The 24,880-nt window shown below is 43.7% G+C and carries 23 protein-coding genes and 1 pseudogene; 23 read left to right on the top strand and 1 reads right to left on the bottom strand.

Features of this window, described 5'->3' with window-relative positions; genetic code table 11:
- The first annotated feature begins 1 nt into the window (after position 1).
- The 3 genes from FDP09_RS20645 to FDP09_RS24370 all read left to right on the top strand — a co-directional run bounded on the left by FDP09_RS20645 (position 2) and on the right by FDP09_RS24370 (position 2,058).
- A complete protein-coding gene (locus FDP09_RS20645) occupies positions 2-430 on the top strand; it encodes a QcrA and Rieske domain-containing protein (RefSeq protein WP_015267858.1) in 429 nt (142 codons plus the stop codon).
- The gene (locus FDP09_RS20640) at positions 405-1,634 is read left to right on the top strand and encodes a hypothetical protein (protein WP_015267857.1); all 1,230 of its coding nucleotides are present in this window, start codon (positions 405-407) and stop codon (positions 1,632-1,634) included. Before FDP09_RS20645 ends, FDP09_RS20640 begins: the two co-directional genes overlap by 26 nt.
- A gap of 106 nt (positions 1,635-1,740) precedes the next feature.
- Positions 1,741-2,058: a DUF6660 family protein gene (locus FDP09_RS24370; RefSeq protein ID WP_015267856.1), complete on the top strand. Its 318-nt coding sequence runs from the start codon at positions 1,741-1,743 to the stop codon at positions 2,056-2,058.
- A gap of 157 nt (positions 2,059-2,215) precedes the next feature.
- On the opposite strand, the gene FDP09_RS24225 is transcribed toward FDP09_RS24370, so the two are convergent.
- Positions 2,216-2,347 (bottom strand): hypothetical protein, encoded by a 132-nt coding sequence (locus FDP09_RS24225; RefSeq protein WP_262710635.1) that lies wholly within the window; start codon positions 2,345-2,347, stop codon positions 2,216-2,218.
- Positions 2,348-2,369: 22 nt separating this feature from the next.
- Between FDP09_RS24225 and FDP09_RS20630 the strand changes: the two genes are divergently transcribed.
- From FDP09_RS20630 to mobC, 20 genes and pseudogenes are all read left to right on the top strand, one after another.
- On the top strand, positions 2,370-6,782 hold the full coding sequence (locus FDP09_RS20630) for a CusA/CzcA family heavy metal efflux RND transporter (RefSeq protein ID WP_137404433.1): 4,413 nt from the start codon (positions 2,370-2,372) through the stop codon (positions 6,780-6,782).
- 37 nt (positions 6,783-6,819) lie between these two features.
- Positions 6,820-8,079 carry an efflux RND transporter periplasmic adaptor subunit gene (locus FDP09_RS20625; protein WP_137404432.1) on the top strand — a complete coding sequence of 420 codons (1,260 nt, stop codon included), beginning with the start codon at positions 6,820-6,822 and terminating at the stop codon, positions 8,077-8,079.
- Positions 8,080-8,259: 180 nt separating this feature from the next.
- Positions 8,260-8,601 carry a P-II family nitrogen regulator gene (locus FDP09_RS20620; protein ID WP_137404431.1) on the top strand — a complete coding sequence of 114 codons (342 nt, stop codon included), beginning with the start codon at positions 8,260-8,262 and terminating at the stop codon, positions 8,599-8,601.
- A 2-nt stretch (positions 8,602-8,603) separates the two neighbouring features.
- The gene (locus tag FDP09_RS24365; RefSeq protein WP_137404430.1) at positions 8,604-8,963 is read left to right on the top strand and encodes a zinc-ribbon domain-containing protein; all 360 of its coding nucleotides are present in this window, start codon (positions 8,604-8,606) and stop codon (positions 8,961-8,963) included.
- 26 nt (positions 8,964-8,989) lie between these two features.
- The gene (locus FDP09_RS20610) at positions 8,990-9,208 is read left to right on the top strand and encodes an SHOCT domain-containing protein (protein WP_137404429.1); all 219 of its coding nucleotides are present in this window, start codon (positions 8,990-8,992) and stop codon (positions 9,206-9,208) included.
- Positions 9,209-9,271: 63 nt separating this feature from the next.
- On the top strand, positions 9,272-10,036 hold the full coding sequence (locus FDP09_RS20605; RefSeq protein ID WP_137404428.1) for an AlbA family DNA-binding domain-containing protein: 765 nt from the start codon (positions 9,272-9,274) through the stop codon (positions 10,034-10,036).
- Entirely contained in the window at positions 10,036-10,590 is a 555-nt protein-coding gene (locus tag FDP09_RS20600; RefSeq protein ID WP_226332827.1) for a hypothetical protein, read from the top strand. The genes FDP09_RS20605 and FDP09_RS20600 overlap by 1 nt, the downstream gene beginning before the upstream one ends.
- Positions 10,587-11,027, top strand: a complete 441-nt coding sequence (locus FDP09_RS20595; RefSeq protein WP_187328731.1) for a Fur family transcriptional regulator — start codon at positions 10,587-10,589, stop codon at positions 11,025-11,027. The genes FDP09_RS20600 and FDP09_RS20595 overlap by 4 nt, the downstream gene beginning before the upstream one ends.
- Positions 11,021-12,952: a heavy metal translocating P-type ATPase gene (locus FDP09_RS20590; protein ID WP_137404427.1), complete on the top strand. Its 1,932-nt coding sequence runs from the start codon at positions 11,021-11,023 to the stop codon at positions 12,950-12,952. Before FDP09_RS20595 ends, FDP09_RS20590 begins: the two co-directional genes overlap by 7 nt.
- Positions 12,953-13,010: 58 nt before the next feature.
- Positions 13,011-14,954 carry an FTR1 family protein gene (locus FDP09_RS20585; protein ID WP_137404426.1) on the top strand — a complete coding sequence of 648 codons (1,944 nt, stop codon included), beginning with the start codon at positions 13,011-13,013 and terminating at the stop codon, positions 14,952-14,954.
- 128 nt (positions 14,955-15,082) lie between these two features.
- Entirely contained in the window at positions 15,083-17,584 is a 2,502-nt protein-coding gene (locus FDP09_RS20580; protein WP_137404425.1) for a heavy metal translocating P-type ATPase, read from the top strand.
- Between the two features lie 27 nt (positions 17,585-17,611).
- Complete coding sequence (locus FDP09_RS20575; RefSeq protein WP_137404424.1) at positions 17,612-18,043, top strand: Fur family transcriptional regulator; 432 nt, start codon at positions 17,612-17,614, stop codon at positions 18,041-18,043.
- Between the two features lie 4 nt (positions 18,044-18,047).
- Positions 18,048-18,839 (top strand): cation diffusion facilitator family transporter, encoded by a 792-nt coding sequence (locus tag FDP09_RS20570; protein ID WP_137404423.1) that lies wholly within the window; start codon positions 18,048-18,050, stop codon positions 18,837-18,839.
- Positions 18,840-18,857: 18 nt separating this feature from the next.
- The gene (locus tag FDP09_RS20565; protein WP_015267845.1) at positions 18,858-19,019 is read left to right on the top strand and encodes a hypothetical protein; all 162 of its coding nucleotides are present in this window, start codon (positions 18,858-18,860) and stop codon (positions 19,017-19,019) included.
- Between the two features lie 909 nt (positions 19,020-19,928).
- On the top strand, positions 19,929-20,267 hold the full coding sequence (locus FDP09_RS20560) for a JAB domain-containing protein (RefSeq protein WP_083891990.1): 339 nt from the start codon (positions 19,929-19,931) through the stop codon (positions 20,265-20,267).
- A 301-nt stretch (positions 20,268-20,568) separates the two neighbouring features.
- Positions 20,569-20,733, top strand: a pseudogene (locus FDP09_RS20555) (JAB domain-containing protein); the annotation flags it as partial.
- 146 nt (positions 20,734-20,879) lie between these two features.
- Positions 20,880-21,095, top strand: a complete 216-nt coding sequence (locus FDP09_RS20550) for a hypothetical protein (RefSeq protein ID WP_041738992.1) — start codon at positions 20,880-20,882, stop codon at positions 21,093-21,095.
- A gap of 187 nt (positions 21,096-21,282) precedes the next feature.
- Positions 21,283-21,675: a plasmid mobilization protein gene (locus FDP09_RS20545; protein WP_137404422.1), complete on the top strand. Its 393-nt coding sequence runs from the start codon at positions 21,283-21,285 to the stop codon at positions 21,673-21,675.
- Entirely contained in the window at positions 21,666-22,883 is a 1,218-nt protein-coding gene (locus tag FDP09_RS20540) for a relaxase/mobilization nuclease domain-containing protein (RefSeq protein WP_137404421.1), read from the top strand. Before FDP09_RS20545 ends, FDP09_RS20540 begins: the two co-directional genes overlap by 10 nt.
- A 3-nt stretch (positions 22,884-22,886) precedes the next feature.
- The gene (gene mobC / locus FDP09_RS20535) at positions 22,887-24,878 is read left to right on the top strand and encodes a conjugal transfer protein MobC (RefSeq protein WP_137404420.1); all 1,992 of its coding nucleotides are present in this window, start codon (positions 22,887-22,889) and stop codon (positions 24,876-24,878) included.
- Positions 24,879-24,880 lie beyond the last annotated feature (2 nt).

The following is a 24,880-nucleotide window of genomic DNA, read 5'->3' as shown; positions in this document are numbered from 1 at the left end:
TATGGACAGGAAAGAATTTCTAAGATTAATGGGAGGCTCTTGCTTAGCAGCAGCTGGAATCACCACTTTTTTTTCAGGCTGTACGTCTATTCATAAAGTGAGTGCCTTGATAAGCGATAATAAGCTGAAGTTATCAAAAAGTGAATTTTCTACCGACCAGGAAAAACTCCTGGAAGTAGTACTGGTAAGAGCAACCTCTTTGGCCTTTCCTATTGCCTTATACAGAATCAATCCTAAGGAATACATCGCACTATGGATGGAGTGTACGCATAAAGGGTGCGAAGTAAATGCACAACCCAATTACCTCGTCTGCCCCTGTCACGGAAGTGAATTTGATTCAAAGGGCAATGTATTGCAGGGCCCTGCAGAAACTAACCTCAAAACCTTTAATACAAGCACAGATCATGAAAACATCTACATTCATTTATAAAAACCTCAAACTGCTATTCCTTATTATTTTTTTGGGAATGGGAGCATCTGTAATGGCACAGCAAATAAGTAATGACACAACTGATATCCAAATGAATATGGATGCGGTTTATAACCGTCCGTTTTTACAGGCAGGCAGTTTTCCGGTGGCCTTGGGCGGTTATGTTGAAGCACATGGTCAGTATTTCGTGACTGATGGAATTAGCGAGGGGGTTTCTTTTAAGATACCCAGAATGACGCTATTCGTGTCTTCCTCAATCCTGGATCGGATTAAATTCCTTTCCGAAATAGAGTTTGAAGAAGGCACCAAGGAAATAAATATTGAGTTTGCTGCTCTTGATTTTGAATTTCACCCCTTATTTAACCTTAGGGGAGGAATCATCATGAATCCTATAGGTGCATTTAACCAAAATCATGATGGGCCTAATTGGGAATTTGTAGACCGGCCTATTTCAGCTACCACCATAATCCCGTCTACTTTCAGCAATGTCGGGTTTGGTTTTCATGGCAAAACCTATCAGAAGCAATGGGTTTGGGCCTATGAAGCTTATGTGACCAATGGATTCAATGATCAGATAATCGCCAACAGCGAAGGCCGCACCTGGCTACCGGCTGCCAAAGAAAATGTAGATCGGTTTGAAGAAAATTTTAATGCCGTACCACTGGTTACACTGAAAACGGCAATTCGTCATAGGCAAATTGGAGAAATTGGGCTTTCATGGATGGGGGATGTATATAATAAATATGAGGAAGATGGACTTGTTTTGGATACAAAAAGAAGGTTGGACGTATTTGCTATAGACGTCAATACCACCATCAAAAAAAAGATGAATATCACAGGTGAGTGGGTTTGGGCCTTCCTGGATATACCAGATACCTATTCACAGCAGTTTGGCACGCAGCAACAGGGAGGATTCGTTGATGTTGTTTACACAATTATTAAGCGTAAGATGCTGGGATGGGAAAATGCCAAGGTTAATCTAGCTGTGCGCCTGGAGCATGTAGATTACAACGTAGGATCATTTAATGAAACCGGGGCCATTATTCATGACGATCTACAGGCCATTGTGCCTGCCATTAGTTTCCGGCCATCTGCACAGACGGTGATACGGGCCAACTACCGCTACATGTGGGAAACGGATTTATTGGGGAATCCACCTGTAAAAACAGCAGGAATAGAAATTGGGGTTTCCAGCTATTTTTAGATAAAGACGAATGCCATTCAGCGAAAATGCAGCCAGTTACTTAGTTAACCTTTAAGTTTCTACTTTGCAATACCCTTGCATTGCTTAATTACGTACATTTGTAATAATGAAAATCGCATGCTACATATTGAGTTTTTACTTTATAGCCCTTTCAGGGGTGGCATGTGCGGATACTATTCCCGAAGATTCTCAAAACAGTGTAACAATAGTTGATATCGGCAACCCAGGGCATAACCACCATTCCACTAACGGGTGGGATGGGTGTACTCCTTTCTGTGTGTGCCATTGCTGCCACCTTCATTTTTTTCCTGCTTCTGGTGTTGTTTTCTCACATCCTTTGAAGCTCCCACAAGTTTATTCTTCTTTTCGTCAGGACTTCGGAAACCTGAAACTTCACGATTTTCTCAAACCTCCTCGAGCTTAATTTGCAGGTTGTAGGGTTCGGTATGTCTATTTGGCAATGATGTTATGCATTGACCGGAATTCATACTGCAATCTATACAGCCCCCTTTTCATTGGCCTAAATTCCATAAGGTCACCTTTCATTGGTTTTAGGGAAAATTTGAAAAATTTTGAAAGAATCAAATAAAAAGAAGAGAAGAAAGAGAAAAATCACGGCCAAATGGGCAATCAAATGGCTTTTCATTGTGATGGTATGCCTCATCTTGCTTGCAGCGATGGTGGCTCGTGTTCATCACTTCTTCTCTGTTCATGTGAAATAATTTAATAAATGGTATGATCAATAAAATAATTTCTTTTTCGATAAAGAATAAATTCATCGTGGGCCTGCTCACGCTGGCGCTCATTGGGGTCGGGATATACTCCATGTACACGGTCAATTTGGGTTCAGTACCTGATATAACCAACAATCAGGTGCAGGTAATGACTGTATCTCAAAACCTGGCCACTGAGGATATCGAACAGTTTGTTACTTACCCTGTAGAGTTGGCCATGGGCAACCTGCCGGGAGTAGATGAAATCCGTTCTGTTTCGAGGTTCGGCCTCTCCGTGGTTACTATCGTATTTGAAGACGATATGGGGATATACAAACCCCGGCAACTGGTGCAGGAAAAGCTTAATGAGGTAAGGGATAAAATCCCTGAGAAATTTGGCAGCCCGTCTATGGGGCCTATAACCACGGGACTCGGTGAAATCTACCAATATACCATCAAGCCTAAGCCAGGATATGATACAGTCTATACCCCTACAGAGTTGCGAACCATTCAAGACTGGATAGTAAAACGGCAAATGACATTAGTAGATGGTGTGGTGGATGTCAATGCTTTTGGCGGAAAGATCAAGCAATATGAAATCGCTATCAATCCAGAAAAACTTAATGCCCTTAATGTATCCATCTCAGAAGTTTTTGAAGCCCTTCAGCGTAATAATGTAAATACTGGAGGGGCTTATATAGAGAAAAACAACATGGCCAACTTCATTCGTGGAGAAGGTCTTGTGCGTTCGCTTGACGACATTCGGGATATTCTGGTACGGAATGAAAACAACATTCCTATCACTATTGGCGATGTAGCTGAAAAGGTGCATTTTGGAAATCAGGTCCGCTATGGAGCATTCACCCAGGATGGCCAGGAAGCTGTAGGTGGAATGGTGTTAATGTTGAAAGGATCAAACCCTAACTCGGTGATCCAGAATGTGCAGGAGCGCATGGAAAAAGTGCAGAAGTCTTTGCCTGAAGGCTTGGAAATAACACCATTTCTTGATCGTAGTTCCCTGATTGAAAGAACTACCAGTACAGTAAAAACAAATCTTTTGGAAGGAGCCCTCATTGTGATATTCGCCCTTGTAATATTGCTGGGGAGTGTGCGAGGGGGTATCATCACAGCAACCACCATTCCTCTTTCCCTGCTATTTGCCTTTATTCTAATGAAGCAGTTTAATGTCTGGGCCAACCTCATGAGCCTGGGGGCTATTGACTTTGGGATTATCATTGATGGGGCAGTGATCATTATTGAAGGTACGGTATACGAAATCCAGAAGCGCATCCGCTCGGGTAAAATCAAATTCAATCAGGGCGTAATGGATGAAGTGGCTTATGATGCCGGAAGTACCATGATGGGATCAGCATTTTTTGGACAGATAATCATTCTGATTGTTTTCGCTCCTATTCTTTTCCTCACCGGGGTTGAGGGTAAAATGTTCCAGCCTATGGCCTATACCTTCGGTTTTGCCATGATAGGTGCCATTATCCTTTGCCTCACTTACGTTCCTATGATGTCAGCTTTATTTATGAAGCCCATCCAGAACAAAAAGAACTGGTTTGGGAAGTTTGAACGCTGGCTGGAAAAAGTCAGTGATAAAATTATTGGGGGAATCCAATGGGCTTATTTGCCATTGCTTAAAGGTGCTTTAAGGTTCAAGACCATTGTCATCATTGTGGCTATTGTGTTACTGGGGCTTTCAGGATTCATTTTTTCACGTATGGGCGGAGAATTTGTACCCCAGCTGGATGAAGGGGATATCGCCATGCAGGCTTTGATACGTCCTGGAAGCGGATTGAGTGAAGCCATTGATGTTTCTACTAAAATTGAAACGCTTCTTCTGGACAACTTTCCTGAAATAAAAACTGCTGTAGCCAGAATCGGTGTAGCCGATATTCCTACCGACCCCATGCCGATGGACATAGCCGATATGTTTATCATCCTGGAAAAGGATATGGACAAATGGACAACAGTAGAAACAAAAGAAGAACTCATTGCAGGGATAAAGGAAATGCTGGATAAAAAACTGACGGGTGTCAACCTTGTTTTCAGCCAGCCTGTAGAACTTCGTTTTAATGAGTTGTTGACTGGCGTGCGTGAAGATGTAGCTGTCAAACTCTATGGTGAAGATTTAGATGTACTTGCCCAAAAAGCTGAGCAAATGGCGGAAATAATCCAGACTATTCCAGGTGTGGGTGATGTAAATCCGGAACGAACTTCTGGTTTACCTCAAATGACCGTTCGTTACAACCGTAAAAAGATTGCCCAATATGGACTGGACATTCAAAAGCTGAACGAATACGTGAGTGCCGCCTTTGCCGGAGGAGTAGCCGGGGTGATTTTTGAAGGAGAAAAGCGATTTGATATGGTCATCCGCTTTGATGAAAAACACCGAAGGAGCATTGATGACTTACGTACCTTATATATTGACCTGCCCGATGGTACACAAGTACCTATTAAAGAAGTAGCTGACATTAATTATGTGCCAGGCCCCATGCAGATTTCCCGTGATAATACTTTCCGCAGGACCTATGTGGGTGTCAATACCAGAGGGCGTGATGTAGAGTCGGTAGTAACGGATATACAAGAAAAATTAGATGCAGAGCTTGATCTCGCACCCGGTTACTATATCACTTATGGAGGTGAATTTGAAAATCTTCAACGGGCCAAAAGCAGGCTGCAGATCGTTGTGCCTATCGCACTCTTCCTAATCTTTGTGCTGCTATATTTTGCCTTACAGTCATTTTCACAATCTATTATGATTTATATGGCCATTCCCCTGGCTGCCATTGGAGGTGTTTTTGCGCTATGGTTGCGCGGGATGCCATTTAGTATTTCGGCAGGTGTAGGCTTTATCGTTTTATTTGGGGTAGCAGTGTTAAATGGGCTGGTACTGATCAACCGATTCAATTCCCTGAAAGAAGAAGGGGTCACCAGCATCAGAGACCGCATTCTTACCGGTACCAAAGAACGGATCAGGCCGATCATGCTTACGGCTACTACAGATATATTCGGCTTCTTGCCGATGGCATTTTCAGGTTCTGCCGGAGCTGAGGTACAAAGGCCGTTAGCCACAGTGGTAATTGGTGGAATGCTTACAGCTACACTGCTCACATTGGTGGTGCTTCCTGTACTTTACACTTTTGTGGAAAGCAGAAGTGACAAAAGAAAAAGCCTGAAAGGGCCAAATGCCAACGTGATTATTGTACTGCTGGTTTGTGGAGGTCTATTGGGGCTGCCTGTCTTGGCCAATGCCCAAAACCAACAACAACCACAAGACAGTTTGCAAACGATCACGCTGGAGCAGGCCAGAAAACGTGCGGTAGAAAGCTATCCGAAAATCCAATCGGCAAGACTAGAGATAGAAAACCAGGAGGTGCTTAAGAAAACAGCCTGGGACTTTGGTAATACGCAGTTATTTACCGGAAAGGAAGAAGTGGGCAATGGTTCTGATGGAATCTATACTCAGTTCGGCATCCAGCAACAACAAATTGATGTTTTCGGTATTGCTCCTAAACTTAAGTTGCAAAAAGAACGGATAGCACTTGCTGAGAAGGCACTTGATCTATCAGTTATTGAACTGGAGCGGGAAGTAAGCCAGGCTTGGGCCATGGTATTTGCTACCAAAAACAATTACCAGGTTTATGAACACTTGGATTCGGTATTTGCAGATATTGAAAGAGCGGCCAGGATTCGCTTGGAAACGGAAGCCACATCTAAACTGGAATACCTGGCTACTTCCAACCAGGCCAATCAGGTACAGATACAAAAAGAGCAGGCATATCGGGATTATCTGAGTGCTTTACAGCGCCTGAACCTTTGGTTTGCCAATGACACGCTGTATACCGTACCGGATGTCCCAACCAGTCAATTGGACGAACCGCTCAATTATGTAGCTGATTCATTGATGAACCATCCTTTGCTGAATGTATCAAAGCAACAGGTAGATGTAGCGGATGCCACCATAAAAGAGAGGCGTTCGCAGTTCTTGCCTCAATTACAGGGGCAGTATGGGCGACAGCAGATTGCCGGGCAATCTGGATTTTATCAGTACCAGGTAGGTGTCAGAATCCCTTTGTTTTTCGGACCTGAGCTGGGCAGGACACAGTCGGCCAAAATCCAACGGGATATTGCGGGTCAAAACCTGCGCCAAAACCAGTTGGAACTGAATGCCGCCTATCAGGACATGAGAGAACAATACCTGAAGTGGCTCAATTCATGGAACTACTACCGGGATGAGGCACTTCCGCTGGCCCAGGAGCAACGGGACGGAGCTATTTTGGCTTACCGGGAAGGGGCTATTGATTATGTGACCTTCCTGCAAAATATCCGGGATGCCATTCGCATAGAAGTTGATTCCTGGAATGCCTTTGGCAATTATCTGAATAGCCGCTACCAATTGGAATACTACTTAAGAACATCAAACTAAAAGTAAACTGATCATCAGATATAAAAATAGAAGCACAATGAAAAAGCAAATCATATATATAGTGGCACTGGTACTTATGGTATCGGTATTTACGGGCTGCGGCAGCAAGTCGGCTGAGAACTCCGGTGAAGCATCTCACGAAGAACACAATGAGGGCGAGGCTGGACACGCAGGTGAAGAAGGCGGACATGAAGGCGAAGAAGGAGAACATAGTGAAGAAGGAATGGCCGAACTTCACCTTTCTGATATGAAATTTGAAAGTTTGGGTATTAAGGTAGATACCCTGCCAACCCGGGCTCTCTCGGGCGTGGTGGAAGCCAACGGCCGGTTGGAGGTACCACCACAGCATGAAGCAACTGTTACGGCCATATTGGGCGCGAATGTTACCTCAATCAAGGTGATTGAGGGCGATCAGGTAAACAAAGGTAAGGTGTTGGCGTATCTCTCACATCCAAACCTAAGCAAACTTCAGACGGATTATGTGCGGGCATACAGTCAACTACAGTTTCTGGAGAAGGAAAACCAACGGCAGAAAAGGTTGTACGAAGAGGAAGTGGGTTCCGGAAAAACCTATCAGCAAATTCAGGCGGACTATCAGGCCATGAAAGGAGAAGTGAAGGGCTACGAAGCACAGTTAAGGCAGCTTAGCCTCAACGTGGAGAAAGTCCAAAGTGGTGATATTTATCAGTATGTGCCTGTAGTAAGCCCTATTGATGGTTACATTGAAAAAGTGGAAGTCCAAGTTGGGCAATATGTAGACCCGCAAACCGAGATGTTTATGATTGTCAATACTGACCACATCCATGCTGACCTTATGGTGTTTGAAAAGGATGTATATAAGGTAAAGAAAGGACAAAAAGTATCCTTTACTGTCGAGTCAGTTCCAGGAAATACCCTAACTGCCAAAATTTATTCTGTCGGCAAGCAGTTTGAGCAAAACCCTAAAGCAGTGCATGTGCATGCGGAAATAAAGAATAAAGAAGACTTCCTGATTCCGGGGATGTATATCAATGGTAAAATAAGAACAGGTGATAATAACACTGTAAGGGCATTACCCGAAAGTGCGATAATTGAGGAAGAGGGTAAGCCGTACATTTTCATGGCAGAAGCGCATGAAGAAGACGGAAAGACCGAATGGGCGTTTAAAGCCATAGAAGTGCGCACAGGTATCACCGAAGATGGTTGGGTAGAGATCAAATTATTGGAGCCACTTCCTGACGGTGCTCAGGTGGCATGGAATAACGCCTACTATCTGATCTCTGAAATGAAGAAAAGCCAGACTTCTCATAGTCATTGATTTAGTTGATTAGGCAAGGGCAGTTGGTAAATGTCATTTGCTAACTGCCAACTCTCAAATATTAAATTATAAAAAACAAACACATGAAATGAGCATAAACTTAGAGTCCTTAACATACCAACCAAGTATGAATAAGTTTATCGCGAATTCCATGTGACCGTTGGAATTAAACACATACACATGAAAGAAATAAAAGCATTTATAAAACCTAAAAAAGTACAGATAGTAGTTAAATCGCTGCGAGATGCAGGATTTGAAAGTGTAACCCTATCCAAAGGAGAAGGTACCGGAGCTCATAAAGATCCTGATGCATCTCCATCATTGGATTTTCATTTTACCGATAGCCCGATTGTTAAGCTGGAACTGGTCTGCCAAAATGAGGAAACGGATAAAGCCATTCAACTGATCTGTGGCAAGGCTCAAACACCTGAACCGGGCGATGGCATTATTTACGTTTCAGAAATAGATGATGCTTATCGGATCAAGACTGGAAAATCTATTAAAAGATTTGATATGAAGTAGATATGTCAAGTCCAATTGAAGAAATGCAATATCTGGCCCGAAAAAGAGGAGGGCTTTGTCTATCCGATTTGTACATAAACAGCAAATCAAAACTGTGGTGGCAATGTGCTGAAGGCCATCGCTGGCAGGCTACTCCCTTCAGTGTAAGAATAAGAAAAAGCTGGTGCCCATTCTGTGCTAACAATAGGCCTCACGGGATAGAAAGGGTGAAAGCACTGGCTGCTACAAAGGGCGGTACTTGTCTTTCTGAAGAATATATAAATTCCAAAACGCCACTCAGGTGGCAATGTAAAAACGGCCATCGTTTTCTGGCTACTGCAGACAGTGTGGTACAGGGGAAGTGGTGTAAAAAGTGTAAATAAATGTTAAACCTTAAACCCTCATAGTTATGATGCATGATTGGTATTTCGGAGGAATGCACTGGATTTGGTGGATCCTATGGCTGATCCTCATATTTTGGATATTTCTGATTCCATACCCTACACCCGGGCAAAGAAGAAGCAAGGATAAAGCCATGGAGGCGCTAAGAGAGCGCTATGCCCGAGGGGAGCTCAGCGATGAAGAATTTGAGCAAAAGAAGAAAGTTCTTCAAAACAGGATGAAATAGGTATAGGGTCGCAGGTGTCTTCACATTAAATGTGGCACCTGTGGCTCCAAAACTGACAAGAAGATGAAAAGCAAGTTACTTCTATACATCGCTATTGGCTTTACCTTTGGTATTTTTTTACTACAGCCTTTGCTTATTTCACTGCACATGTACGATATGCAGGGAGACCAGGGAAATTGGTGGGCCTGGCTACTTACTTCCTACCAGCAGGTTGTTGGGTCGTGGGATGTGGATCAGGCGGTTACCAAATTGCTCTTTGGATTGTTAGGTGTTACCCTCGCACTTCTTTTTATGGTCAGACAAAAAATATTTCAGCTTACCGGGAAAAGAGATAAACTGGAGGAGATCAAGGAGCTTATAGCTGCGGGAGAAAACCAGCAGGTAGAATTTAAATCTACTTTGAGGTGGGACTTACACCAATTTAAGCCGAATAAGGCACTGGAAACAGTAGTAGCTAAGACAATAGCCGGGTTTATGAATACAAGTGGAGGACATCTGTTCATCGGTATTGATGATGATGGACAACTACGAGGTTTACAGGAAGATTATGCCACGCTAAAAAAACCTGGCAGGGATGGTTTTGAGCAATACATTATGGAACTAATATCCAATAAGCTGGGAACAAATTTATGTACGTTGGTAGCCGTTTGTTTTTACAAAATTGAGGCATATGATTTCTGCCATCTCGCTATCAAAAGAGCTGGTTCCCCGGTTTATCTTCATGATAACGACCGTTCTCATTTTTTTGTTCGCACGGGCAATGGTACACGTGAGTTGGATATACCTGAGGCACTCGATTATATAGAAGAAAATTTAAACGTTCGTTAATGATGAAAATCAAGTTGTTTATACTTCTGCTAATTGCCTTCAACTCCTTTGTGGTTAAAGGTCAAACGCTTTACAGGACTACTGAAGGGCATATAGTAATGGTAGCTGAAATATATGATGAGCAGGTGATTGCTGAAAGTCATCAACTATTGATTCAACTGGACTATGACACAAAAGAAATTTCAGGTAAGCTTAACCTGAAAAGCCTGGATGTTGGTAACGGTTTTTTAAGTGAACAGAAAAGCCAGCTTGCAAACGATGAATCAATAATCACTTTTTCCGGGAGGATTCCGGTGGATGATTTTATTAGCCAGCCTCATTCGCCTATATCGTTTAACTGGCCTATTAAAATTATAACAGATGAACGGGAATCTCAGGTAGTAATGAATGCCACACTCAAGCATTTTAATGGTGGAGAATCCATTGCATGTTTGCTAAGTGCTACGGGAGATTTTTCTACAAAAGAGGTTGGTTTGGCGTCCTTCATCCCGGGGGTTAGTGAGGTCTTAAAAGTGCAGTTTACACAAGTGATACTTAGAAAAAATACATTATGAGCGCAATAAAAGAATTAGAAGCAAATCTTGTAATGCACAAGATAAAACCAACAGCCATGCGGCTGCTGGTGCTGGAGTATCTGCTGGATCGGGAGGCTGCGGTTGGCCTTACCGAATTATATAGAGCTTTTGAAAAGTCAGATAGAACTACACTTTATAGAACATTAAAAGTTTTTGAAGAAAATCGCATGGTACATAGTATTGATGATGGTACCGGTGTGCCCAAGTATGCTTTATGTGAAGATGGTTGTAAATGTGAAATAGAAAGAGACCTGCATCTGCATTTTCATTGTTCAGTATGTGATGAAACTGTCTGTTTAACCAATCATAAAATTCCGAAAATAAATTTACCTGAGGGCTATATAGCAGAGAATTCTGATTTCGTAGTTACCGGAATTTGCAAGAAATGTAGCGGAAAAAAAGTTTTGTCGTGTTAAAAAAGAAAAAAGTACAATTGCGAGATATAAAAAAGAAACTGTCACCTGAAATTTCAACAAGTGAAAAAAAGTTTAAAACTTATGCTCCGGCAATTTTAAGTTTTACATTGCTCATATCCGGTATCTCATTCGATTACTTTAATGTGTTCCCATTCTTCCAAGGTTGGATACGTGTTGCTTGGTACAGTGGGGCTTACATTCCGGTTGGGCTACCTGTGATCAAGGAAGGTTGGGAAAGCATAATCAAAGGTGATTTTTTTACCGAATTCTTACTGATGTCCATTGCAACACTAGGAGCATTTGCCATTGGTGAATACCCGGAAGGTGTAGCGGTCATGTTGTTTTATGCTGTCGGTGAACTCTTTCAAAATGCTGCAGTCAGGCGTGCCAAAGGCAATATAAAGGCCCTGCTTGATGTACGACCTAATATAGCGTTCGTATATCGTGATAACAATTTTGTAGAGGTTAATCCGGAAACCGTACAGGTCGGGGAAAAGGTTCAGGTGCGAACAGGAGAAAAAATTCCACTGGATAGTACGCTTTTATCTGAAAAGGCCAGCGTTAACACGGCAGCCATTACCGGGGAAAGCAAACCTGATACCATTCACAAAGGGGATAAGGTTTTTGCGGGAAGCATTAATTTGGAAGGCGTGATAGAACTGGAAACGACCAAAAAATTTAACGACAGTTCCATTTCCAGGATTTTAGATATGGTCCAAAATGCCACCGCAAGAAAATCCAAAACTGAGCTTTTTATCAGAAAGTTTGCTCGCATCTATACGCCCATTGTGGTATTTCTTGCCGTTTGTCTTACTGTACTGCCCTACTTTTTTGTAGAGAGCTACATATTCAAAGATTGGTTATACCGTGCGCTCATATTTCTGGTCATTTCTTGTCCTTGTGCCTTAGTAATCTCCATTCCACTGGGCTACTTCGGGGGCCTGGGTGCGGCATCAAGAAACGGTATCCTGTTCAAAGGGGCCTCATTTCTTGATGCAATGACCAAGGTAAATACGGTGGTCATGGATAAAACGGGTACGGTTACTAAAGGGGTGTTTAAGATCAAAGAAATCAAACCCGTGGCAATTTCCGAAAATGAAATGATGGCGTATCTGCTGGCGTTGGAGGGGCAATCCACCCATCCGATTGCCCGTGCTATTTTGGAGTATGATTTAAAAGGACAGAATCATATAGCCTCTGACGTTAGCGAAATAGCTGGAAAAGGATTAAAAGGTAAAGTCAATAATAAAATAGTTTTAGTCGGTAATAAAGCGTTAATGACAGCTCATGGTGTTGCTGTCCCACCTGATACTGATGATATCGTTGAATCCATCGTGATGATTGCCATCGACAATGAATTTTCTGGCTATGTCACTATTGCTGACCAACTGAAGGAAGATGCAGTAGAAGCCATTAGGGAAATGCATAATGCCGGCATTAAGAAAATCATTATGTTATCGGGCGACAAGCCCTCCATTACCGAAAAAGTGGGGCTTGAACTAGGATTGGAACAAGCCAAAGGCGGCTTGCTACCGGAAGACAAGCTGCATGAAGTAGAGGAGATGAAGAAAAACGCTTCAGCCAATATTGCATTTGTGGGTGACGGGATTAACGATGCACCCGTTTTGGCAGTAAGTGATGTAGGTATAGCGATGGGAGGGTTGGGAAGCGATGTTGCTATTGAAACCGCAGATGTGATTATCCAGACGGATCAACCATCAAAAATTGCAAAGGCCATAAAAATAGGTAGTTCTACACGGAAGGTAGTCTGGCAGAATATTGCATTGGCCTTTGGGGTGAAATTAATAGTAATGATCCTGGGGGCATTTGGTATGGCCTCCATGTGGGAAGCCGTATTCGCAGATGTAGGTGTGGCCTTTCTGGCAATTTTAAATGCCATAAGAATACAGAAAATGAATTTTTAAACCGATTCTATAGATAACAAGTATATCTGCAACACATCTGAATAACATAAATTAATAAATGAGAAGTAACATATTAAATATATTTATAATAGCCGTCATATTGACTTGTTTTTGTTCTTTCAATGTTTTTGGAAATGAGATAAAAAAAGACATTCAAACCACCATTCACTTGCTGGACTACATTTCAAGGGATTATACCGCAGCAGTACAAAATGGAAAAGTGATAAATGATGGAGAATATGCAGAAATGCTAGAATTCAGCTATAAAGTAATTGAGCTTATCAAAAACAGTGAGTTGAATGAGAATGAGAAGGCCAATATTTTAGCTGAATTAAAAAAAATGAAAGGTCTTATAGACCGAAAGGCTCCTCATGAGAATATAACCACAGTAGCTGGGAAATCCAGGCAAGACATTATAGAAGCGGCAGGGTTTAAGACGGCACCTCTTACATGGCCTAACCTCAAAAACGGGGAAACTTTATACGTACAGAATTGTACCGCCTGCCACGGAGTGAGGGGAGCAGGAGATGGCAAACTAGCTGCTGGATTAGTGCCAGCTCCTACTAATTTTCTAAACCATACCCTGATGCAGGAAATCTCACCCTTTCAGGCCTACAATACCATAAAACTGGGAGTAGAAGGAACTGCTATGCAAAGTTTTGAAAGCCTAACCGATGAGGAAATTTGGGATTTGGCGTTTTACATAAAATCACTCCGGTTTGAAACCAAAGCTGATAATGAATCCGGATTGCAACAATTGTTTGAGCAAGCGAACGCACCTGTAAATCTTCAGGAGGTAGCCACCCTATCCGATGTGGAATTATTAAAACGCCTTGAGCCGGATAACAAAAACGCAAAATTATCACTTGCCGTTCTTAGGACGCAATTTCCACAGGATGTTAACCGGGTATCCACATTGGATAGGGCAAAGACTTATCTAAAAAATGCCCTGCAAAATTATACAACGGGGAGTTATTCTTCTGCTCGTGAAGATGCCCTGGCAGCCTACCTGGAAGGTATTGAGCCTTCCGAAGCGAGGCTGAAGGCCAATGACCCAGCTTTTACGGCAAGGCTGGAGCAGCAAATGTTTAAAATCAGACAAATAATAGAGCAAAAAGCCGAAAAGTCAAAGGTGGAGACAGAAATCAACAATGGCCTGGACATGATAGATCAGGCCGGGAAATTGATGCAGGATAAAAAACTTAATTATTGGCTCTCTTTTGCCTTATCTGCTTCTATCATGCTACGAGAGGGATTGGAAGCATTTTTAATCCTGGCTCTGATACTCGCTCTGATACGTTCATCAGAATTAAAAAAGGCTGCCCTATGGGTACACGGAGGATGGATAACCGCTGTTCTTTTTGGAGTTGGCGGGTGGTTTTTATCCGATTGGGTAATCGGGATAAGTGGTAAAAACAGAGAAGTCATGGAAGGAATGATTTCGCTGGTGGCAGTGATCGTATTGGCCTTTGTAGGGTTTTGGTTACATGACCATTCACACGCCAAAAAGTGGAAAATGTTTATTGAAGAAAAAATAGGTAAACAGCTTAAAGCAGATAAAATGTTGGGTATTGCCTTTTTCTCATTTATGGTAGTGTTTCGTGAGGCTTTTGAGTCAATTTTATTTTTACAGGCTATTAGTCTGGAAACCCAATCCGTTAATCAGTCATCAATAGGGCTGGGGGTTTTGGCTGCTTTTGCATTGATCGCACTGTTCGCTATCCTGTTTGTAAGGTATTCTAAAAAGATTCCTGTAAGGCAGTTGTTTCGCTATTCAGCCTGGGTGATTACGTTACTGGCATTGATACTGATTGGTAAAGGTATCCATTCACTTCAGGAAGCCGGTTGGATATCCATAACCGGTCTTCCGGTGTCGGTGAATGTAGATTGGCTTGGGGTATTCCCAACACTTGAAACATTTGTTTCTCAAATTGTACTATTGGTAGCTATGTTAGTGATGTATTATTGGAGTAATCGTAAAAGCAGAGTGTATTTGAATTGATATAAAAGAAATTATGACTCTTATCTGGCCTATAGAATGCATGGAAGGAAGGGAAAGAAGCCTTTGATAAGGCTAAAACTAAGCGCCTATCATGTAAGAATAATTGTTGCTAAACTGATAATAAAAAAATGAAAAAACTACAAATAAAAATACCCATTATTCTGCCTGAAGTATCGGACGAAAAAGATCAGTGTGTACATAAACTGATCAGTCGTCTTCAAGATACTGAAGGTTTGGAAAAAGTGCATGTGGCTGATGAAAAAGACAATGGTGTACCACAGCTCTGCTTCCATTACAACCCTGAGAAGATTTCTCTTGATCGTATTCAAACACTTGCAAAGCGTGCAGGTGCCTCTATTCTTGATAAATATGGGCACAAGCTAATAGAAGTGGAAGGACTTCGCCATACCAGGCATGCACGTAAAGTGGAAAATTCACTTATCAGACTTAAAGGAGTTTTACAAGGAGCCGTTTCAGCCTCAGGTATGATCGGTCTGGAGTATGAAACAGCAAAAATTGATGAGGCAGAGATTCTGACATTTCTTCGTAAAGAAGGACTTGATATTCTCAATACGGAAGTTAATGTGGAACGCTATATTAGAGCGACCTCTGAAGATAGCACGTCTCCTACTGATGTCAATCAACACGACCATGACCATAAGGAAAGTGGAGATCACGACCACTCACACGGTGGTATTTTTGGCAAAAATACAGAGATGATCTTTTCCATCATCTGCGGAGTGTTGTTGGGAATAGGTTTTGGACTTTCATTTATAGAAACAGTCCCTTCATGGGTAAGCTTGGCACTCTACATCGGGGCGTACTTCTTTGGTGGTTTTTATACCGCGAAAGAAGCTATAGAAACGGTTTCTAAAGGAGGTTTTGAGATTGACTTCCTTATGTTAGTAGCAGCTATTGGCGCAGCTATTTTGGGCGAATGGGCAGAAGGTGCACTGTTGCTGTTCCTGTTCAGTATGGGCCATGCCCTGGAGCATTATGCCATGAACAAGGCCCGTAAATCTATTGCTGCTTTGGCAGAACTGGCCCCCAAAACGGCCTTGCTCAAGAGAAATGGAAAAACAGAAGAAGTAGGTATAGAAGAACTGAGCATTGGAGACATCATCGTAGTGAAGCCTAATAGCAAAATTTCAGCCGATGGTGTGGTAGTAGATGGTCGGAGTAGCGTAAATCAAGCACCTATTACTGGGGAAAGTGTGCCCGTAGATAAAGAACCTGTGGATGATCCCAAAAAAGACTGGTCACAGGAAAAAGACATCAAAGACGAGAACCGCGCTTTTTCCGGTACAATCAATGGTAACAATACATTGGAAATCAAAGTGATCAAAGTAGCGAAGGACTCTACACTCTCTCGCCTGGTGAAACTGGTCAATGAAGCCCAGACCCAGAAATCGCCTACACAGCGGCTCACCGACAAATTTGAGAAGTATTTTGTGCCTGCTGTATTGGTATTGGTGGTGTTGCTCCATTTCGCTTTTTTAGTTATTGACGAAACTTTTAGCGAAAGCTTCTACCGCGCCATGGCCGTGCTGGTAGCGGCCAGCCCTTGCGCTTTGGCCATCGCCACACCGAGTGCTGTTCTCAGTGGAGTAGCCCGGGCTGCCAAAAGTGGGGTGCTTATCAAAGGTGGCCGTCCACTGGAAGATTTAGGCGTACTTACTGCCCTTGCTTTTGACAAGACCGGAACACTAACAGAAGGTAAGCCTATGTTAACGGAGGTGGTAGCCCTGGGTGATGTGAAAGAAGAAGAACTACTGAAAATAGCAATTGCAGTAGAGGGTCTTAGTGATCACCCACTGGCAAAGGCCGTAGTGCGTGACGGGAAAGAACGACTGAAGGGTGCTGATATACCAGAGGCGAAAGACCTGGAGGCAGTGCTTGGGAAAGGGATCAAAGCCACATTGGGAAGTGACAAAGTCTACATTGGCAACCTGGACCTGTTTGAGTCGCTGGATGATAAGAAGCCATCAAAGGAAACAGAAGAAAAAGTAAAGTCCTTGGAGTCTGATGGCAATACCACCATGCTCATCCGGCAGAATGACGATTACATAGGCATCATCGCCCTGATGGATACGCCAAGAGAAGAAGCGAAAAATACCCTGGAGCGGTTGAAAAAGATCGGTATCAAACGCATGATCATGCTTACCGGAGACAATCAGAAAGTGGCCGATGCTGTAGCAAAAGAAATCGGTCTCACGGATGCCTGGGGCAGTTTGCTGCCGGAAGAAAAAGTAGAGGCAATTAAGGAGCTGAGAGAAAAAGAAGATAAAGTGGCGATGGTAGGCGATGGCGTAAATGATGCCCCGGCCATGGCCAACAGTACCGTAGGTATTGCCATGGGAGCGGCAGGAAGCGATGTAGCCTTGGAAACAGCGGACATTGCCCTGATGGCCGACAAGCTGGAAACCTTGCCTTTTGCTATTGGGCTAAGTAGAAAGGCAAAAGGCATTATCAAGCAAAATCTTTGGGTGAGTTTGGGGATAGTCGCCTTATTGATACCCGCTACGATTTTCGGGTTTGCCAATATCGGTATTGCAGTGTTAATCCATGAGGGTTCTACATTGATTGTTGTTTTCAATGCGTTGAGGTTGTTGGCGTATAAAAATACCTAAAATGATAGAATAAACGATGGTTAAAATATGAGCATAGCAGCAGGCATACTTCAGGATCATGGAATTCTTTTAACAGATACTCGTACCAAGGTGATTGAATACATTCTTGAGAAGCAAAAGGCTTGTAGCATGAAAGAACTTCAAAAAGCTTTGGCAACTACTGCCCGGCAGGAAAAACCGATAAATAAAACGACTTTCTATCGCACCATAGACCTTTTTGAAGAAAAAGGAATAGTACACAGGATTGATGATGGTAGTGGGACAGCAAAATATGCCATATCAAAGCATGACTCAACCAATGGAAAATGGCATCTCCACTTTCGCTGTGAAGTGTGTAATAGAACCTTCTGTTTACCTGATCCTATACCAAATGAGCTACTTTCAATTGGGGGCAATCATCATGTAAAGAAGATAAATATGGTGCTCCAGGGTATCTGTGAAAAATGTTGTGAAAACTAACCAAATGAATAAAAGCACTTTCAAAATAAGCAAAATGGACTGCCCCTCAGAGGAGCAAATGATCCGTATGAAACTGGAACCTCTCAGTCAGGTAAAGCATCTGGAGTTTGATATTCCGGCACGTAAGCTGGAAGTATTTCATCAGGATGAAGTACTGCCTATACAAAATGCCATCAGTGAACTAAACCTCAACGATCAACTCCAGAGTACTACTGAGGCAGAAATGCCTATTGCCGAAGACGAGACCAAGCACAAGAAAATACTCTGGTGGGTGCTGGGCATCAATTTTGGATTTTTTGTAGCCGAAATGACCACCGGATGGATATCCAGGTCCATGGGCTTGATAGCCGACTCGCTGGATATGCTGGCTGATTCCATTGTCTATGGTCTGAGTCTCTTTGCGGTGGGAGCAGCTATTTCCCGCAAGAAAAAAGTTGCCAAGATCAGTGGTTACTTTCAGATGGCCCTGGCCCTGCTTGGGTTTTCGGAAGTACTACGTAGGTTTTTTACTCAAAGCGAAACGCCTCTGTTCCAGTGGATGATTATTGTATCCCTGCTTGCTTTAGCGGGCAACCTCATTTCACTATGGCTGATCAACAAGGCAAAAAGTAAAGAGGCCCACATGCAGGCCAGTGCGATCTTTACCTCTAATGACATCATCGTTAACGCAGGGGTGATACTGGCCGGGGTATTGGTTTATTGGCTGGAAAGCAAATGGCCTGATTTGATTGTAGGCGGGATCGTTTTTGCCTTTGTGATGCGTGGTGCAATTAGGATTTTAAGGTTAGCAAAGTGAAACTTAAACTCTAAATATATGAATGGATGGTTATGGGCAGGCGTACTAATATTAGCTGCATGGGCGGCTCACTGGGGAGCAGATCAGCTGCTGACCCCTTTAATGCTACTGCGTAAACAATGGGGGCTTACCGCTTCGGCAGGAGCCGCATTTCTGGCCATTATTACCGCCAGTCCATAGGTGGCCATTAATATTACCCGTGCAGCACGCGGAGTGTCGGATATTGACTTTTACTAGGCATTTTAAAAAACCATCAATCATAAATAATTTACGGCCTTAGTAACAGTACGTTTCTAGGTTGGTGATATATTACCATTTAGTTCATAATTGGACTATTATCAGGATCAATGGATAATTGAAAGTTTTAAAATTGACAGGTACTAAGCTAGACTGCAAGAATCTTTTGTCGTTGAATTAGCCTATGAATTGATGTTTCTATGCGCTTTACTCTGGTTTGAGAAATTGTTTGTTTCAATTATCGGCTTTGTTTTCTAATTACCGATATCCACCACACCTTGCTGCAAAAGTATAAAGGGAAGGAATACGGTCTAGGGCAAGAGAATGCTTTTTGACGTCAGCACCCCGCACCTTTATTCTTTCCCGTTATAAGGTGGCATCCAAGAGGAGTGATTTGGGAGGTAGGGTCGGTAATTTGAACATTTGTTCTTGGTTTGTGATTACAGTTAAATGCATATAGTCTGTATAATTTCTTTTGGAGTGATTTCCATCACTAATTATCCTATTCAGGTCTTTTTATGGATTTATATTAATGGTTTTAAGAAATAATATCCTGAGTAACATAGAAGAAAGAAATGATAAAATTGGGTACTGCCATTTTTAGCCATTTTGAAAGTTATCAGATTGATAATTTTGACGAAATCCTAACTGCTCTAATTGGATTTATTATTCTTTATCCATTAATCACTGCACAAAGTTCGCTTTCGGGCTGCCGGGGCAGCCAAGAGTGTCCGGCATAAACACATGCCATTCCCGCATGCCCCCTCATTTATTCCGTTGCCACTTGGCTTTGGTTGCCCTCAAGCGGGGCGGTGTCCATAATTAATTTCTAACCATCAAAAACGAAATGTTATGGACAGCAACAACAAAGACATCGTATCCAGCCAAGTAGCAGAAATTGTACTAAGTTACAAGGCCAATTCAAAGGTTTCCCAAAAGCCCCAAATCACGTCCTCCTTGACTGCCAATAGGATTTTAAGGGCCAACTGGGATGAGTCGAAAATAGAGTTTATTGAAGAATTTAAGGTTATTCTCCTAAATAGGGCTAACCGTGTCCTTGGAATTATCAACGCCTCATCCGGAGGAACTGCAGGGACTGTAGTAGACCTGAAAGTGATCTTTGGGGCAGCCATGAAAGCATCTGCTACGGCTATGATAATTTCGCATTATGAAAAGGAAATGGTTATGTAAAGTAATGAGTTTAAAATATTGATAATAAGCTACTAAATATGAATTTAGTTTACATAATAAACTGCACATAATTTTGGAATTATATTCATAATAACCAAAAGAGGATTCAAGAAAGCCTGCTAAATGCCCTTTAGGGCTATTTGCAGTAATAAGTAAATGGGACAACCATAGTTTAAATTCGAACACGGTGTGTTTTTATGTAAAGTTTATTGTTGTCAACTTTTTCATAATCAGATATTTATAAATTTCGCTTTACATAATATTATACTTTGCATAATGCGAATTATGTAAAGCTTTACATAAGGTTCATAACCATCCATCCGGTACCTTAAAACCCAGTGAACAGGATAAAAGACTAACGGAAAAAATGGTGAAAGCCGGGAAATTATTGGAATTGCCGGTATTGGATCATATTATCATCACAACCGAAGGATATTATTCATTCGCGGATGAAGGAGGGCTGTAAGGCCTTTTTTTTATTCTTGCTTTAAGTGCTGCCTAATTTGGGAAAGCGGTGTTCCTTTTGTTTTTCAGCTCCCCCTTCGGTTTTCAGTGTGACCATTCCAGCCTTTTATGATCCACCTTTGGACTTTAACAAAACGAAGAACGATCATGAAAGACCAAAGTGAACATCCGAATTTTACTGACCGTATTCCACCTACCATCGAAGAAGTGAAGGCCTATTTCCGGTTTATGAACATTCCGGATTCTGAGGCGGAAGTATTCTATTTTTACTATCAGGGACTGGACTGGAAAAGTGAGTCGGGAAGCCCGTTACGGGACTGGGTGATGGCCGCAGACCAGTGGGTGTGGAACCTGGAAAACTGAACTTGGTATTCTAAAGGCCTATCATTTTAACATGTTTAACGGAGGACAGTTTGTCCCAATCCGGGGCCGCGATCCGGCGGCCAGCAAGATGTAGGATTGTCTGACGCCAATCCGATCTTGCCCCTTGCTGCCGGAGTGGCAAGGGGGGGCAATCCCTCCAAAGTCGGAACATGCAAATCCAGCAACCATGAAACAGAAAAGACCGGAACGTACCTACAGGAAGACCGTCCGTTTTAAAGCGGAAGAGTACCGGAAACTGGAACGGTTACTGGAACAATCGGCAGGTTGCCGCAACCTGAGCGAACTGCTGCGGAGCATGCTCTTTGAACGTGCCATTACCGTCAACACCCGGAACGCTTCCCTAGATGAGGTAAAGGGCGAACTGGTAGCGATCAAAACAGCACTCCACAAAATCGGGGTGAACATCAACCAGCTTGTCCACTATTTCCATGCCCACCCCGAACCGAAGAACAAACGCTTTTATGCAAGGAAAGTCATGCCGCTGTACGCCAAGGTGGGAGGGCTGGTTTCCAAACTGCTCTTGGTACTTGACCGATTGTCGAAAAGGCCATGGTCGTAAGGATCACTACCGGGAAGTCCATCCGGGGTGTGTTGCGCTATAATGAAAACAAGGTGGAAAACGGACAGGCCACTTTGCTTATGGCCAGTGGATTTCTGCAGCTTGATCCTGATCATAAGGAAAAGCTGCAGCGTTTAGACAAGTTGATCAAAATGAACAAAAGGACGAAAACCAATGCGCTGCATATCTCCCTTAACTTTTCCCCGGATGACAAGTTGGATGCCGATACCATGAAAAGGATCGCTACAGAGTATATGGATAGGATAGGCTTTGGAGGGCAGCCCTACCTGGTCTATCTCCACCATGATGCCGGACATCCCCACTTGCACGTGGCCACCTGTAATATTGACGCAAAGGGCAGACGGCTTGAAACACATAATCTGGGAAGGCTCCTTTCAGAGCCGGCAAGAAAGCAGATTGAAAAGGACTACGGCCTGGTGGTGGCCGAAGAGCAGGGCCACCGCAAGCGGTTCCTGCTCCAACCGCTGGAACCTGTGGAATACGGCAAAAAGGAAACCAAGGCTGCAGTGACCAAGGCCGTACAGGAAGTGCTTTACAACTATCGGTTTACTTCGCTTGGCCAGATGAATGCCATCTTGGGACATTTTAACGTGACCGCTTATCAGGGAGAACCGGGAAGCAGGATGCACGAAAAGAAGGGACTGGTCTACAGTATTGTTGATCGGCAGGGAAACAGGGTGGGCGTGCCCATCAAGGCAAGTGAGCTGTATGAAAGGCCCACATTGTCCCGTTTGGAAAAGGCATTTGAACGGAACGCCAAAAGGACATTGGAATTTAGGGCACCCTTGAAGGAAACCGTGTCCAAGGCACTCTGGCCTTCGGGCTGCATGGAGCAGTTCAGGAAAAAGCTGTCCAAAGAAGGCGTAGGGCTGGTCATTCGGCAGAACGGTGAGGGAAGGGTGTATGGGCTGACCTATATCGACTTTGTCAACAGGTGCGTGTTCAATGGCAGCCAACTGGGCAAAGGCCTTTCGGCAAAAGGGGTGCAGGAGCGGTTTGCCGCACTTTCAAGACCATGTGCACTGGAAGGGCCTAAGGAAACATCCATCGAAACCTCCCTGTTGAATTTTATTCCTTCGCTCAGCAGGACGGAAATTCTGGACCTGCTCTTCCAGGGAGCTGCCTACGAACCGGTGCCCTACCCGCTGAAAAGGAAAAGGAAGAAACGACGGAGACCAAAACTATAGAACGTGGCAACAGGTGAAAGCATAGAAGGACTGCGCAAGATCATCGACATAACCCGCAAGGGAAGTGTGGGGATACTGTGCCTGCACTTTTACCATACCGGTTATGGCCTTTTCTGCCAGCTGGGAGCCTGCCATGCCATTACCGACAGACTGTTGGCCGGACTGGCAGAGACGGGGCTCTTTGCTTCCGCCGTATGGACAAAGGGATTGGTCCTGTTCCTGTTGTGCGTGTCCCTTTTGGGCAGCAAGGGCAAAAAGAAGGAGGACAGTAAAATGGCTCCTTTGCTGGTGGGTTTTCTATTGGGCAGTGCCGTTTTCCTTTCCTGCCATTATTGGACAGGTGAAATAGTATGGCCTCTAAGCAGCTTCTATGCTTATATGGCCATAACCTCTCTTTCTTTTTTAGCCGTGCTTTCCACCGGGGCACGAATGGGAAGGGTGCTGTTTCTGGGAAACCAAAAGAACGTGTTCAACCACCTCAACGAGACTTTCCCACAGGAAGAAAGATTGCTGGAAAATGAATACTCGGTCAACCTGCCGGCATGCTACAAACTCAAAAACAAGGTACGGGCTTCCTGGATAAACATCATCAACCCTTTCCGGGCACTGCTGGTAGCCGGGACACCGGGATCCGGGAAAAGCTACTTTGTCATACGCCATGTTATTGCCCAGCACATCCAAAAGGGCTTCAGCATGTTCATCTATGATTACAAATACGATGACCTGTCCATCATTGCCTACAATACCCTTTTGAAGAACCTTGCTGCCTATAAGGAAAAGCCAAGATTCTATACCATCAATTTTGATCGCTTGAGCCATTCCCATCGCTGTAATCCCCTGGAGCCGGAGACCATGCTGGACATCACCGATGCCAGTGAGGCGGCAAGGACGATCATGATGGGGCTCAACCGGGAGTGGATCAAAAAGCAGGGCGACTTTTTTGTGGAGTCGCCCATCAATTTCCTGACGGCGGTCATATGGTTCTTGAAAAAGCACCAGCGTGGAAAATATTGCACCCTTCCCCACGTGATCGAACTGATGCTTCTGGATTATGCCGACCTGTTTACCGTGCTGCGCACTGAACCGGAAATCGAGGCTTTGATCAACCCCTTTGTATCGGCGTTCGAAAAGGGGGCAAAGGAGCAGTTGGAAGGACAGATTGCCAGTGCCAAGATAACCATGGCAAGGTTGTCGTCCCCACAGCTCTATTATGTGCTTTCCGATAGCGAATTCAGCCTTGATATCAATGATCCGAAAAAGCCAAAAATCCTTTGCGTGGGCAACAACCCGCAAAAGCAACAGGTATACGGGGCAGTATTGTCATTGTACATTTCCAGAATTACCAAGCTGGCCAACAAGAAAGGAAAACTCAAGAGCAGCCTGATATTCGATGAATATCCGACCATCTATTTCAACGGCATGGACAACCTGATCGCCACGGCCAGGAGCAACAAGGTGGCCACCTGTCTGGGCATACAGGATTACAGCCAGCTCAAAAAGGACTATGGTAGGGAACAGGCAGAGGTGATCATGAATACCGTGGGCAATATCGTGTCGGGCCAGGTGCTGGGCGATACGGCAAAGCAGCTGTCAGAACGCTTCGGCAAGATCATGCAGGACAGGACGAGCCTCTCGATCAACAGCAACGACACATCCATCAGCAAATCCCGCCAACTGGACATGGCCGTGCCCGCTTCTACCATCGCCTCATTGTCATCAGGGGAATTTGTGGGCATGGTGGCCGATAATCCCGATGAACGGATCTCCCACAAAATGTTTCATGCCGAAATCCAGAACGACCATGCGGCCATTGCACGGGAGACGGCTGCCTACATTCCCATTCCGAAAGTCAGAGATATCAGTACTTCAGAAGTGGAGGAGAATTACCACATGGTCAAAAAGGAGGTGCAACAGGTCGTCAAAATGGAAATCGACAGGATCATGGATACCCCATCGCTGGAACACCTGTTGGTTGGGAAAAGGAAACCGGGCTAACC

This window comes from Echinicola rosea, assembly GCF_005281475.1.
In the GTDB taxonomy this organism is placed as follows: domain Bacteria; phylum Bacteroidota; class Bacteroidia; order Cytophagales; family Cyclobacteriaceae; genus Echinicola; species Echinicola rosea.
The sequence above is the reverse complement of the archived record's forward strand: the minus strand, read 5'-3'. Positions and strand labels throughout refer to the sequence as shown.

What these genes read in the sequence shown, in the direction of transcription:
- FDP09_RS20550 (WP_041738992.1), top strand. Translation starts at nt 20,880, where the DNA reads ATGAAAGACCAAAGTGAACATCCGAATTTTACTGACCGTATTCCACCT.
- FDP09_RS20545 (WP_137404422.1), top strand. Translation starts at nt 21,283, where the DNA reads ATGAAACAGAAAAGACCGGAACGTACCTACAGGAAGACCGTCCGTTTT.
- FDP09_RS20600 (WP_226332827.1), top strand. Translation starts at nt 10,036, where the DNA reads ATGATGAAAATCAAGTTGTTTATACTTCTGCTAATTGCCTTCAACTCC.
- FDP09_RS20645 (WP_015267858.1), top strand. Translation starts at nt 2, where the DNA reads ATGGACAGGAAAGAATTTCTAAGATTAATGGGAGGCTCTTGCTTAGCA.
- FDP09_RS20610 (WP_137404429.1), top strand. Translation starts at nt 8,990, where the DNA reads ATGATGCATGATTGGTATTTCGGAGGAATGCACTGGATTTGGTGGATC.
- FDP09_RS20585 (WP_137404426.1), top strand. Translation starts at nt 13,011, where the DNA reads ATGAGAAGTAACATATTAAATATATTTATAATAGCCGTCATATTGACT.
- FDP09_RS20575 (WP_137404424.1), top strand. Translation starts at nt 17,612, where the DNA reads ATGAGCATAGCAGCAGGCATACTTCAGGATCATGGAATTCTTTTAACA.
- FDP09_RS20560 (WP_083891990.1), top strand. Translation starts at nt 19,929, where the DNA reads ATGGACAGCAACAACAAAGACATCGTATCCAGCCAAGTAGCAGAAATT.
- FDP09_RS20580 (WP_137404425.1), top strand. Translation starts at nt 15,083, where the DNA reads ATGAAAAAACTACAAATAAAAATACCCATTATTCTGCCTGAAGTATCG.
- FDP09_RS20620 (WP_137404431.1), top strand. Translation starts at nt 8,260, where the DNA reads ATGAAAGAAATAAAAGCATTTATAAAACCTAAAAAAGTACAGATAGTA.
- FDP09_RS20640 (WP_015267857.1), top strand. Translation starts at nt 405, where the DNA reads ATGAAAACATCTACATTCATTTATAAAAACCTCAAACTGCTATTCCTT.
- FDP09_RS20630 (WP_137404433.1), top strand. Translation starts at nt 2,370, where the DNA reads ATGATCAATAAAATAATTTCTTTTTCGATAAAGAATAAATTCATCGTG.
- FDP09_RS24370 (WP_015267856.1), top strand. Translation starts at nt 1,741, where the DNA reads ATGAAAATCGCATGCTACATATTGAGTTTTTACTTTATAGCCCTTTCA.
- FDP09_RS20605 (WP_137404428.1), top strand. Translation starts at nt 9,272, where the DNA reads ATGAAAAGCAAGTTACTTCTATACATCGCTATTGGCTTTACCTTTGGT.
- FDP09_RS20565 (WP_015267845.1), top strand. Translation starts at nt 18,858, where the DNA reads ATGAATGGATGGTTATGGGCAGGCGTACTAATATTAGCTGCATGGGCG.
- FDP09_RS20540 (WP_137404421.1), top strand. Translation starts at nt 21,666, where the DNA reads ATGGTCGTAAGGATCACTACCGGGAAGTCCATCCGGGGTGTGTTGCGC.
- FDP09_RS24365 (WP_137404430.1), top strand. Translation starts at nt 8,604, where the DNA reads ATGTCAAGTCCAATTGAAGAAATGCAATATCTGGCCCGAAAAAGAGGA.
- FDP09_RS20625 (WP_137404432.1), top strand. Translation starts at nt 6,820, where the DNA reads ATGAAAAAGCAAATCATATATATAGTGGCACTGGTACTTATGGTATCG.
- FDP09_RS24225 (WP_262710635.1), bottom strand. Translation starts at nt 2,347, where the DNA reads ATGAACAGAGAAGAAGTGATGAACACGAGCCACCATCGCTGCAAGCAA.
- FDP09_RS20595 (WP_187328731.1), top strand. Translation starts at nt 10,587, where the DNA reads ATGAGCGCAATAAAAGAATTAGAAGCAAATCTTGTAATGCACAAGATA.
- FDP09_RS20570 (WP_137404423.1), top strand. Translation starts at nt 18,048, where the DNA reads ATGAATAAAAGCACTTTCAAAATAAGCAAAATGGACTGCCCCTCAGAG.